The organism is Aquimarina sp. MAR_2010_214 (assembly GCF_002846555.1).
In the GTDB taxonomy this organism is placed as follows: domain Bacteria; phylum Bacteroidota; class Bacteroidia; order Flavobacteriales; family Flavobacteriaceae; genus Aquimarina.
Genome location: NZ_PJMS01000001.1, coordinates 2590474 through 2603938 on the forward strand (window position 1 = coordinate 2590474; position 13465 = coordinate 2603938).

The window sequence follows — 13465 nt, forward strand, 5'->3', positions numbered from 1 at the left end:
CAAGTTAAGTATTTATATACTGACCTCTATAATTTTATTTATCTTTTTTGTTATATTGAGTTAACTGTGAAAATCAGTTTAAAACCTTTAAAATAATTAGAAATAAAAAACCCGAGCATAAAGCTCGGGTTAAATATAGTTTAGTTAAGAGGGGTAAAGGGTTATTTCTTAACAAATCTGGTTCTTATTGGTTTTTGTCCATTATCTACTTCTAATATATAAGTTGCAGGTTTAATATCAGTAATAGAAATGTTACCTCCATTTAATTTCCCTTGTTTAACAACCTGCCCAAAAATATTTATAATTCTATACGTTAAGTTCTCTGCTTTAGCATTTCTTAATTTAACTTTAATATAGTCTGATGCAGGGTTAGGATAAACCATTACTTCATTACCAAAAGTTTGAGTATTTACATTAGAAAAAGCTAAGCGATTGGTAAGAGCTGTGCGATTAGTAGAAGTTGGACTATCAATAATAGTAACTGTATAATCTTCTACTTCACCTTCTTCAAAAGTTTCACAAGCAGTTTGCTTACCTCCTGATTTAAATATGATACGCATTCTTGTTTTACCTAATATAGCGTCCAATGGAACTGCAATATCATTCTTAACATTCATATTACCATTATCAGAGGTAACGTTTACTACTTTTTCATTAGACTCAAAAATTCTATTTTTATTAAAGTCAATCCAAACTCCCAAAGAGTATTTATCGGCACTATTAGTAAAAGACTCTGATTTTATACGAATATTATGAGTATTTCCTTTAGTTACAGTAGCAATTTTTGCTGTAAAATCACTATAACCAGATCCATAACTTTCAGTGCTTGTAATTCCTCCAAAAGAAACATATTTTATGGTATTAAAAAGAGAGCTATTTCCTTTAGAAACACAATAAGGAGCATCTTGAGTTTTAAATGTTACCGCTTTACTTGCTTTAGAAACATTTCCTGAATTATCTTTAGCTTTTACATTAACTGTATACGTAGTATTTGGTTTCAAATTAGGTACCTTATAAGTGGTGCTTGTTGTAGAACCTAAACTGGTTTCTCCGTTAAACACTTCGTACTGAGTTACTCTAAAATTATCTTTAGAAGCACTCCAAGAAATAGTAGCACCTGTTTTTAATATATCGGACACAGCAAGGTTAGTAGGAGCTGTAGGAAGTTCAGTATCTTTTGGAACAATAATTACAGTATAATCTTCTACTTCTCCTTCTTCAAAAGTTCCACAAGCATCATCTGTTGGTTTTTCCTTGTTATTTAAAACAACACGCATTCTTGTAGCACCAGTTTTTACTGATGAAGGTACTATAAAAGTTCCACTAACTTTAGCTTCTTTAGATGCCTCAGTCCACACTTTTTCTCCTTCATCATCAAAATTTCCATCTTGATTATAATCGATCCAAACTCCATATACCGCTTTAGAAGCACTGATTTTAGGAGTAATGGTAATGGTGTTAACAGCTTCTTTTGCCAACTTCGTTGAAATTGATGTGTAGTCTACATATCCTTTTCCGTTGGTAGAAGAGTTGTCAATACCACCCAATACTACTTTTTGAATATACTGATCTTTTGCATTGATTGCTTTAGACTCACAAAGCGTTTTAAATGTTACCGTATTACTATCTTCGGAAAAATTTCCTGAATTATCAATAGCATATACAATTAATGCATACGTAGTATTCGGTTTTAATCCAGTAATATTATTAAAAGTATTCGTTGTAAAAGGACCTACACGTTTTTTTATTTTATTATCATATAGGCTATATCGAATATTTTCAATATCATGTTCAGAAGCATCCCAGGAAAATTTAGCACCTGTTTGTGTTATATTAGTTACTACAAGATTACTAGGAGCTACAGGAATAATATTAATTGTATAATCTTCTACTTCTCCTTCTTCAAAAGTTCCACAAGCCGTTTTTGGTTTTTCTTTATTGTTTAAAACAACACGCATTCTTGTAGCACCAGTTTTTGCCGATGAAGGTACTATAAAAGTTCCGCTAACTTGAGCTTCTTTAGATGCCTCAGTCCAAACTTTTTCTCCATTATCAAACTTTCCATTTTGATCATAATCAATCCAAACCCCATATCCAGCTTCAGAAGTAATACTTTTAGGAGTAATGGTAATTGTATTAGAATCTCCTTTTGTTACCCTAGTTGAAATTGATGTATAGTCTGAATATCCGTCTCCGCCAGTAGAAGTTTTATTAATACTACCCAATACTACTTTGTTGATATACTGATCTTTTCCATTGGTTGCTTTAGAGACACAAAGCGTTGTAAATGTTACTGGATTACTTGGTTTAGAAAAATTTCCTGCTTTATCGTTAAGATATACCTCTACTGTATATGTAGTGTTTGGTTTTAAATTAATCATCTTAAGACTCTTATAGAACCTATCCTTGGTATCAATTCGTTTTGAGTCGCTAGTATTGAAAACTTTAATCCCACCTATATCTTTATTAGTTTTTTGAATATCATCATAAGTAAGAGTGGCACTTGTTAATGTTATATAAGATACCTTAACATTGCTAGCAGGCTTAGGAGGTGTAACATCACTACCTTTTGGAACGATGTTAATTGTATAATCTTCTACTTCTCCTTCTTCAAAAGTTTCACAAGCCGTTGTTGGTGCTTTCTTGTTATTTAAAACAACACGCATTCTTGTAGCACCAGTTTTTGCCGATGAAGATATTGTAAAAGTTCCGTTAACTTGAGCTTCTTTAGATTTATTTTTAGTCAAGACTTTTTCTGTTTCTTCAAACTTCCCATTTCTGTCATAATCAATCCAAACCGCATACCATGCATCAGAAGTAGTACTCTTAGGAGTAATGGTTATAGTGTTAGCCTTTTCTTTAGCTAGATTAGTTCTAATTGTTTCAGATGTTACGTAATCTGAGTACCCCCCTGTTTCAGTAGAAGTGTTGTCAATATTACCCAATACTACTTTGCTGATATACTGTTCTTTTCCATTGGTTGCTTTAGACTCACAATAAGTTGTAAACGTTACTGTATTACTTTTTTTAGACAGATTTCCTGCTTCATCTATAACTCTTAAAGATACCGTATAAGTAGTGTTTGGTTTTAAATCAATCAACACAGCAGAAGTCTGAGATATACTCTCTGGTTTAAATTTATAGCCTTTTGGATCTATATCAAGTTTTATACTTTCTATTCGACCACCATTTGAATAAGCATCCCAAGAAAGTTTAACACCAGTTTGTGTTCGATTAGATGCTGTAAGATTAGTAGGAGCTGTATGCGGTGTAACATCACTACCTTTTGGAACGATGTTAATTGTATAATCTTCTACTTCACCTTTTTCAAAAGAACTACAAGCATTATTTATTTTTTTATTACTTATCGCAACACGCATTGTTGCAGAACCATTTTCTACAGTTACAGGTATAGTAAAAGTATCGCTAGCTGAGGCTTCTTTTGATTTATTTTTAGTCAAGACTTTTTCTGTTTCTTCAAACTTCCCATTTCTGTCATAATCAATCCAAACCGCATACCATGCATCAGAAGTAGTACTCTTAGGAGTAATGGTTATAGTGTTAGCTGTTTCTTTAGCTAGATTCGTTCCAATTATTTCAGATGTTGCGTAATCTGAGTACCCCTCTGTGTCAGTAGAAGTGTTGTCAATATTACCCAATACTACTTTGCTGATATACTGATCTTTTCCATTGGTTGCTTTAGATTTACAAAGCGTTGTAAATGTTACCGTATTACTTAGTTTAGATGTATTTCCTGCAGCATCTTCAACGGTAATATTTACTGTATGTTCAGTGTTCGGTTCTAAACCGGTTAATATCATAGAATTCTGCGGAGCAGAAGTTTCTATAGTACCATAGGTAAAACTTTTTGATAGATGAGCTGTCACATATTCTATAGAACCTTCTGAGGCAGCAGGTTTTGTCCATACAAGTTTAACACTTGTTTGTGTCACATAAAATACTTTAAGATCACGAATAGCTGTATGCGGTGTAACATCTACACCTTCTTTAACAATAGTAACGGTATAATCTTCTACTTCCCCTTCTGCAAAAGTTCCACAAGCCGTCAGTGTTCCATTATTCTGTAAGACAACACGCATTGTTGTTTTACCTAATTTTGCTGTTGAAGATACTGTAAAAGTTCCGCTAACTTTAGCTTCTTTTGATTTAGCTTTGTTCCAAACTTTTTCTCTTTCTTCAAATTTTCCATCTCTGTTATAATCAATCCAAACCGCATACCATGCATCTGAAGTAGTGTTTTTAGGAGTAATGGCAATGGTGTTAGTTGCTCCTTTTGCCAACTTCGTTGAAATTGATGTATAGTCAGAGTATCCACCGTCACTGGTTGAGTAGTGATCAATAGTACCTAATTCTACTTTTTTGATGTATTGATTTGTTGCATTTGTTGCTTTAGCAATACAATGCGTTTTAAATGTCACCGCTTTGCTTTTAAGAGAAGTATTTCCTGCAGCATCTTTCGCTAATACAGCCAAAGTATATGAAGTTTTTGGTGTTAAACCATTAATAGTATAAGAAGTCTCCCTTGTTTTATGGATAAGTTTTCCATCTCGAAATATTTCGTATTCAGCTACTCCACGATTATCTTTAGAAGCCTCCCAATTAAGTTTACCACTTGTTTGTGATATGTTGGACACTGTTACGTTACCAGGGACTGTTGGAGATTCAGTCTCGGTAAATTTTGAAACAATATTAACCGTATACTCTTCTACTTCACCTGCTGCAATAGTTCCACAAGCAGTTGTTGGTGCATCGCCGTTCTTTAAAATAACACGCATTCTTGTACGACCAATTTTTACCGATGGCGGTACTGTAAAAGTTCTGCTTACTTGAACATCTTTAGATGTCTTAGTCCAAACTTTTTCATCTGTATCGTCAAAATCACCATCTTGGTTATAATCAATCCAAATCCCATATCCTGCTTTAGAAGCAGTATTTTTAGGAGTAATAGTAATTTTGTTAGCAATTCCTATAGCTAAGTTCGTTGCAATTGATGTGTGATCTGAATATCCGTCTCCGCCAGTAGAAGGGTTGTCAATACTACCCAATACTACTTTTTGAATATACTGATTTGTTGCATTCGTTGCTTTAGAAGCACAATAGGTTGTAAATGTTACCGTATTACTTGTGGCAGAAACATTACCTGCTTTATCTTTAGCTCTTACAGTTAATGTGTAAGGGGTATTTGATTTTAAACCAGTAATAGCAGAGTAGGCATTCGTTGTAGTGCTTAGAATTGTTTCTCCACTAAGTATTTCATATTCAGTTACTCCAATATTATCTATAGAAGTTGACCAAGAAACCCTAGCACTTGTTTGTGTTACATTAGATGCTGTAACATTACTAGGAGTTGTAGGGGATTTAGTATCTGTTGTAATAATATAAATGGTATGATCTTCTACTTCACCTTCTGCAAAAGTTTCACAAACATTTGGTGCGGCTTCTCTCTTTAATACCACACGCATTCTTGTTTTACCATCTTCTACTGTTGAAGGTATGGTAAAATTTCCAATAGCTTTTGCTACCTTAGATGGATTCATGCTCCATACTTTTTCTGTATCTTCAAACTTTCCATCTTTATTATAGTCAATCCAAACTCCATATCCTAATTTATAACGGGTATGATTAGGAGTAATCGTAATTTTATTAGATTCTCCTTTTATGACATCGGTTAAACTGTATTTAGTTTGATCTATATATCCCGTTCCTGCGATAGAAAAGGTATTAATACAACCTAACTCAACTTTTTTAATATACAGTTTATCTTTACTAGTTGCTTTTGCGGTACAATAATCACTAGCTCTAGTTTTTACTGTTACCGCATTACTAGCTGCAGAAATATTTCCAGAATTATCTATAGCTTTTATAGTATATGTGTTAGATTTGTCCGTTGGATTTGTTAAATTAATAGAAGTCTTTTTTACAGTATCTATAATTATGCTTCCATTCTCAATTACTTGATACTTAACTTCTCCCTTTATATTATCTATAGAAGGTTCCCATAAAAGGTCAAAACCTGTTTTTGATATATCATCACCCACTTTAAGATTCTTAGGAGTGGTAGGGGGTATAGTATCTTTTGGTACAATAGTAACGGTATAATCTTCTACTTCACCTTCTGCAAAGGTTTCACAAGCTGTTGGTGTTCCATTTTTCTTTAATACCACACGCATTTTTGTAGTACCGATTTTTGCTGACGGAAGCACTATAAAGGTTCTACTTACTTGAGCATCTTTTGACTTAAGTTTAGTAAACACTTTTTCTGTATCTTCAAACTTTCCATCTTGGTTATAATCAATCCAAACCCCATATCCAGCTTCAGAAGCAGTACTTTTAGGGGTAATAGTAATAGTATTAGTAGCTTCTTTTGTTAATTTTGTTGAAATAGATGTATAGTCTGAATATCCTTTTGTGTCGGTAGAAGGATTGTTTATAGTATTTAATACTACTTTACTGATATACTGGTCTTTCCCGTTGGTTGCTTTGGACTCACAGTAGGTGGTAAAATTAACTGAAGTACTATATGCGGAATTTTCAGAAGCACATTTACTTTGTACTTGCACTTCATATCTGGTTAAAGCCGATAAGCCTTTAATTTCAAAATAATTAGGGCTATCTGTCGCTGTTTTTGTCTTCCATAAGGGAGTTCCTACTTTACGATATCTAACATTATATAACTCTCCTAAAACTTTATCCCAATTTACTAAAACTGAGGAAGTGGTTATACTAGATGTAGATACTTTTTTCGGTATGACTGCATTACAAGTTTTTGATGCATCATCATTAATACCAGTAATAATTAAAGAAAAATTTTGATCCCCCCCAGTTAATGTTCCTTTATGAGTAACCGTAATGGTATAGGTTCCTGAGGCACCATTAACAGCTATCCTTTCAAAAGGGTCTACATTATTATCTGTTTTAGCGTTGGTTGTTGCTCCTGTTAATTTGTATGGCAAGTAAGTGGTGCTATTTTTAGAAATTCTTAGATCTAGATCATTTACTAAAACAGGTGTTCTGGAGTTAATTACTTTAGTTGCAATTCCTGGTCTATCGGCCCAGGAGATAGAAGCTAATAACGGATTTGTTCCATCTGAGGTAACGGTAATTTTATAGGTTTGCCCTTGTTTTAATTTTAGTTCTTCAATTCTTGCTTCTTTTCCTTTTTGGGTAATGGTTTGTGCTGCCTTTCTTGCATTTAATACTCCCCAGCCAAAAATAGCATCAGGCCCCTTAACTCCGGCATCATCTGCGGTATGTAAAGCCAAGCCTTTTAGGGTGGCTGCCTTCATATACTTTTTATGAACATTTTTATGATGCTGTTGTAACAATAATAACGACCCTGTTACACTTGGTGCAGCCATTGAAGTTCCTGTTTTTTCTCCATATGCTTTATTATTACTTGAAATAGTTGAATAAACCTTATGACCTACTGCAGTAATATCCGGTTTAATTCTAAAATCGTCTGTAGGACCTTGACTACTACTACTATCTATTATAGCAGAAATGAAATTACCGTTTTCATCAACATGTACATCTTGAGCATTAGCAACTAGTAAATTATTTTTAGCTGTCGAATGACTTACTAATTTGTCAAACCCAAAACCACTATTTGGGTTTTTATTTGCGGTATTATCCGAACCAGAATTATCCGCGGAAACTACCATTAAGTATTTTGAGGCTTTAAACATAATATTATCCCATCTGCTCGATTCATCAATATACCCCCCAAAATAATATAGAGGTATATCCACTGCTCCAGTTTTATTATTTCTAAGTTTCGTATTATATGAGTGGTTAGAAACTAGCATACCCTTCATAGACTGCTTTGTTACTTCTGCCTCATCATTATTCCAATCCGAAATTTTTGCCTTGATATGAGGAGCTACACCTTTTGCTTTTGCTTCCACCCCTGAGGCTACAATGATTCCTGTTACATGCTGTGCGTGATCATCCAATTCAGAAGCTTTATCATCTATCATAGAGACACGGTTGTTACCTCCCGCTCCATCAAACTCCTGGTGTGTAGTACGTACTTTTCCTGCGTCCCAAACATAGGCTGTCATCCCTTGCCCCATAAGATTCAATCCTAGAGAACCGCCTGATTGTAAATGATTTATTCTTGTTGATTTAGTAGTTTTAATACCATTAGTAGTATTGTAAATAGGTTTTCCATCTACTACTTTTTGAAGCTCTATAAAAGTACCGTCTGCTTTTTTTATTCTAATTTCCCAGCCGTGTATTTTTGCTAATCTTAAGGCTTCCTCTTTTTCTCTTAAGGCTATTGCTTCTAATTCTTTTTGTAAAGCTTTAAGCTCTTCTAGTTCTTCTTTGGTGTAGAACTCTTCGGTTTCTTGTTTTATTTCTGTTTTTTCTGGTTTTTCTTTTGTTTGTGCGTATGATTCTACTTGTAAACCCAGTATAAAGATTATACTAGCCAATAGAACTTTTGTCAATAGTTTTTTGTTCATTTTTATAGATTTAAAGAGTTAATTATTTTTTAAAATGAATGATTATATTCACAACAATTAAAAAACAGTTTACCCTATTATTTTAATATTTTAGGCTCTATTTTATGATAGCATTGATAATTGTAGAAATGATGTATTTAGTTGATTTATAGGTATTTGTATTGTATTGAAACAAGAATGTGTCCTCTTGGATATTTCTAGGACTTGATTGTGAAATTATAATTGAATTCTTGTAAATTCATGTCGGTAACCTTATAGGTCTTTAACAGAAGTTTTGACATGTATTTTTAGGCGGTATAGTAGTTCTTTTGAGTGTTTCACTTTAACTTGTCTTACATATCTTCAGTAGTATCAATAACGAAATGGTTCTGCTCATCTTCTCTCAAATACCTTGCTTTTATGACTTGGGAGATTATAAGTCTATATTCTAGCTTTAATTCTTGATAGTACCATTTCAGCTTTGAAATCGTGCATGAGTAAATTAAAATGTTTTTTGTTTAGTCAAGACAAAATAATCTGAATATAGTTGTAGTTACAATTCTATTTTTTAATGTAGAAAAAGTAAAAAAGAAAGGGTGTATATGTACTATTTCAAAGCTGAAATTGACGACTTTACTGCTGAACCTTGACGTGTAGAACTAAAAAAAACCGTTCATTTCCTATTGAAAATGAACGGTTTGTATTGGTCGGGGTGGCAGGATTCGAACCTGCGACCTCCGCGTCCCAAACGCGGCGCGATAACCGGGCTACGCTACACCCCGAGGTGTATATTTCCCTTTTGAGGGTGCAAATATAGACAAATCATTTAAAATAAGACCATATTAAAGTATAAAGTAAAGATTTTTTTTATCCTTGTTTTAAAAACTAGTGAAAACCCTTTTTATGCCAGACATAAAAAGGTTTGATATAGGTGTGGAGGTATACTATTACCCATGATAATATCATTCTTTGTAAATTTTTCCACCTTTCCATTCTGTAACAACAGTCTGTTCTGAAAGCATAGTACTGTTATCTTTTAATTTGAGAATATTACTCCAGATAGTGTTATAGAAGTCTTAGGGATATCTCTTATTATTAGCGGATCAGTAATTACCAACCTGAGTTCGACGTAAGAAAATCACGTCAATTCGATCTGATACTTCGACATAGCTCAGTACAGGCTAGAAGATTGTATCGAGAATAGTGATTTTCTATCTAAAAAAGCTATTCTCGATACAGCTTTTCTCCATTTCATTCTGAAAAACCACTCGAATTGACGCTTTTTATAACATTTTAGCTTAGCTCGAACTCAGGTTACCAGGGTTATTTTATCTATTAAAATCGTTTAAAATGATAAAAATTTTGTAATGAGATAAAAAGTCGTCGATTTAGCTTCAAGATTATTATATTTGCAATCTAATTTTCGGGATGTGGCGCAGTCCGGTTAGCGTACACGGCTGGGGGCCGTGTGGTCGCAGGTTCAAATCCTGTCATCCCGACACAGAAAAACCCTTTGTTTTCAGTAGATAGCAGAGGGTGTGTTTCTTCTTCATGTCAGGGGTCGTCAGTAAAGTCGTCAGTTTTTAGTATATTTGGATTAGTACCAAAGTATACATACGAAGATATGCATAAGTTTAAAAAAGCTCGTTTAATTAAATCTAAAGCTGCAAAAGGCAACTACATAATGTATTATGTATGGGATGTTCAGAAGAATGATTTAGTAAGAAAAAGACTTTATATACCTAAGAAATATAAGTCAGATGAAGAAGAGTTAGCATTTGCAAAAGATCGTATAAAAGAAATTAACAAACTTCTTGTAGAGGGATATCATATAGACCGAAAGAAAGTATCAAGAGATATAGGTGAGAATGAAAATACATCTACACAAACCATTTTTTCAGTAAGAGAAGCCGTAAATAGATTTATTGAGATAAAAAAGGCTAAGAAACTTTACAAACGAGGAATAGGTTTTTATTCTAATACTCTAGAACGCTTTTTAAATTGGCTAGAGGGTAGGGGAGTTGATAATGTTTGGGTTGGAGAATTGGACTATCAATTAATACAGGAATATTTTTTCTATCTACTTTCTCACAGAAAGAATAGTGCTAAAACCTACAATAATACACTTGGGGTACTTAAGACTTTCTATAATTTATGCCTTAAACAAGAATGGGTCGAAGGTAAAAATCCGTTTGATAAAATAGAAAAACTACCAAATAATTATGGAAGTAAAAACAAACCTTTTACTGATAAACAAATAGCAGATATTAAAGAGTATACATTAGAAAACGATCCGTATCTCTGGAAGATTATTTGTTTTGTGTACTATTCATTTATGAGACCTTCTGAGATCCGTCGTTTAAAAGTTCAGGATATCGACCTAGAGAAAGACTTGATCTGGGTTTCTGGAGAAACTAGTAAAACAAAGAAAAGAGATGTATTACCTATTGTTCCAGGTTTAAAAAGAGTTATTTTAGAAATGAACCTTGAAAATTATAGTTCTGATGATTATTTATTTAGTGCAAACCAAGCTCCTTCTTCTATCAAAATGGGAGAAAACTATACTGGTAAACATTTTAGAAAAGTAAAAGATCATTTTGAGTTTGGTAGTGATTATACCTTATATGGTTTTAAACATACTGCTGTGGTTAATTGGTATCAAAAAGAAAAAGATATCCGCAAAATCCAAAAAATGTGTAGACATTCTAGTATGTTAATGACAGAGCGTTATTTAAAATCACTTGGTTTATTAGATGATAAGAATGCCGTTTCTGAGTTGCCTGAGATTTGATTTATTGAATAATAACAACTTAAGCGATTTTATTATTGAAGTGATTTAAACTTTTTTGATCAATTGAAGTGTTTTCTTACTTCATAGCAGCGCTACTGAGTAATAAAAAGACGAAAATTGAATAAAAAAAGAGCATTTTTATAGCGAATTGGAAAAAAGTTTAAATCACTTCATCTTCAAAAAAATACGTTTTTAAGTCTAAACTTATCTTTATCCATCAAAAGAGTTACCCTTTCTATCATATGCATTAATGCCTTTAGAGAATCTAATCTATATTGGCGATAATATAATGCAATATTCACAAATTTTTAAAACTATTCTAATTTTCAGTCTCTATACAGGGACTATATATCATACTATGGCATCATTCGATACGATACAATTTAAAAATAAAATTATTCCCGAAATCATTATTAATGAAGCCAGAACTGCACTATCACATTATCCCGAATTAGAAGAAGTTTCAATTGAGTTTAAATTTAAGTCTTCTTTAAAAAAATCATTTATGAAAGCGCAACCAAAATTCTCTTCAATCTTCAAATCAAGAGAGAAAAGAGCTTATATAATTTTGATGAGTAAGATCTTCAAAATTGATGGTATGCAACTACCTATCAAAGATATCCCAGAAAATGTATTAATAGGTTGGTTAGGTCACGAATTAGGTCATATTATGGATTATCACACAAAAAGTAGTTTAAATCTGATTCTATTTGGTATACAATATTCGATTTCTTCAAATTATATTAGAGAGGCAGAACGTATTGCAGATACTTATGCGATAACACATGCTATGAAAGATTACATTTTGGCAACAAAAAAATTTATTCTTAACCATAGTTCCTTATCAGAAAAATATAAAGCACGTATTAGGCGATTATATCTGTCCCCTGATGAAATATTACTTTTAGTAAAAGAACAAGAAGTAAACTAATCAAGATTTTGAATACACTCAACTAACTATTATTCAACTAAAAAAGAATACAAATGAAAGCTATACTGGAAAAAGCGGAAAATTACATATTTGAACTCTTTAAAGATAAATTACCCAAAACATATTTGTATCATAATTTCCTGCACACACAAAGAGTTGTTGAAAGTACGCAAGAAATTATTAAAAAATCTGATATTAGCGATAAAGACTCAGAAGTCCTACAAATAGCAGCTTGGTTTCACGATGCAGGATACATTCATGGATCAGAAAATCATGAAAAAGAAAGTGCAAAAATAGCGATGAAATTTTTGTCGGATAATAAGATAAGCGAAAAGAAAATTGACATTATACAAAACTGTATTCTAGCTACAAAATTTGACAAAGAACCAAATACTATTCTCGAAGAAATTATTAAAGATGCTGACAGTTCCCACTTAGCTAAGGATTATTTTACTGAAGTTAGTGAACTACTACACCAAGAGCTAACACTTCAAGGAGTATCAAAACTCTCCGGAAAGGAATGGAGAGCAGAAAACGTAAAACTATTTTCTGAACAGCATCGATATTATACTCGATATGCAGTCGAAAAATGGGAGCCAGAAAAAAATAAAAACTTATTGAATCTTCTTAAAAAGCAGAAGAAAAATAAGAAAAAGCGACAGAAAGAGGATCTTAAAGCAAAATTAAAAGCCAAATACAAACATGAAAGCCCAGAGAGAGGGATACAAACGCTGTTTCGGGTTACGTTACGAAATCATATTAAACTAAGTGATATTGCAGATACAAAAGCAAACATTTTACTTTCCGTAAATGCAATAATCATTTCATTGGCGCTTGCCAATTTGATTCCAAAATTAGATGCACCATCCAATAGGCACTTAATGATTCCTAGTTTAATACTGGTGCTTTTTAGTGTAGCGGCAATTATTCTTTCTATAATGTCTACTCAACCCAAAGTGACCGGGGGTGAGTTTACCAAGGAACAGGTAACAAATCGTAAAGTGAATTTACTATTCTTCGGAAATTTTTTCAAAATGTCTTACGATCGATATCAAGAAGCGATTGATGAAGTTATCAATGACAAATCATACGTTTATAAAATGCTTACTAAGGACCTTTATTTATTAGGTTTGGTGTTAAAGAAAAAATATGCGCTGCTTAAGATTACATACATAGTATTTACCATAGGAATTATTCTTTCGGTAGTTGCATTTATTGTCGCTTTTGCCGAAATAGACCTTGCAGAAAAAGTAGTAGAGCCAATCATTTTAAAATAAA

At 32.8% G+C, this 13465-nt stretch carries 4 protein-coding genes and 2 tRNA genes; 4 read left to right on the forward strand and 2 right to left on the reverse strand.

Annotation, left to right across the window (positions count from 1 at the left end; all coding sequences use genetic code 11):
• Positions 1–161: 161 nt before the first annotated feature.
• Both ATE84_RS10925 and ATE84_RS10930 read right to left on the reverse strand, forming a co-directional pair.
• On the reverse strand, positions 162–8486 hold the full coding sequence (locus ATE84_RS10925) for a GEVED domain-containing protein (protein ID WP_101447985.1): 8325 nt from the start codon (positions 8484–8486) through the stop codon (positions 162–164).
• Between the two features lie 683 nt (positions 8487–9169).
• Positions 9170–9247 (reverse strand) — tRNA-Pro (locus ATE84_RS10930).
• 642 nt (positions 9248–9889) lie between these two features.
• Here ATE84_RS10930 and ATE84_RS10935 point away from each other — a divergent pair.
• From ATE84_RS10935 to ATE84_RS10950, 4 genes are all read left to right on the forward strand, one after another.
• Positions 9890–9964: transfer RNA gene (locus tag ATE84_RS10935), tRNA-Pro, on the forward strand.
• Positions 9965–10089: 125 nt separating this feature from the next.
• On the forward strand, positions 10090–11256 hold the full coding sequence (locus ATE84_RS10940) for a site-specific integrase (RefSeq protein WP_101447986.1): 1167 nt from the start codon (positions 10090–10092) through the stop codon (positions 11254–11256).
• A 358-nt stretch (positions 11257–11614) separates the two neighbouring features.
• Positions 11615–12187 (forward strand): hypothetical protein, encoded by a 573-nt coding sequence (locus ATE84_RS10945; protein WP_101450976.1) that lies wholly within the window; start codon positions 11615–11617, stop codon positions 12185–12187.
• Between the two features lie 53 nt (positions 12188–12240).
• The gene (locus tag ATE84_RS10950; protein ID WP_101447987.1) at positions 12241–13464 is read left to right on the forward strand and encodes a Pycsar system effector family protein; all 1224 of its coding nucleotides are present in this window, start codon (positions 12241–12243) and stop codon (positions 13462–13464) included.
• The last annotated feature ends 1 nt before the right edge of the window (position 13465 follow it).

What these genes read in the sequence shown, in the direction of transcription:
- ATE84_RS10945 (WP_101450976.1), top strand. Translation starts at nt 11,615, where the DNA reads ATGGCATCATTCGATACGATACAATTTAAAAATAAAATTATTCCCGAA.
- ATE84_RS10925 (WP_101447985.1), bottom strand. Translation starts at nt 8,486, where the DNA reads ATGAACAAAAAACTATTGACAAAAGTTCTATTGGCTAGTATAATCTTT.
- ATE84_RS10950 (WP_101447987.1), top strand. Translation starts at nt 12,241, where the DNA reads ATGAAAGCTATACTGGAAAAAGCGGAAAATTACATATTTGAACTCTTT.
- ATE84_RS10940 (WP_101447986.1), top strand. Translation starts at nt 10,090, where the DNA reads ATGCATAAGTTTAAAAAAGCTCGTTTAATTAAATCTAAAGCTGCAAAA.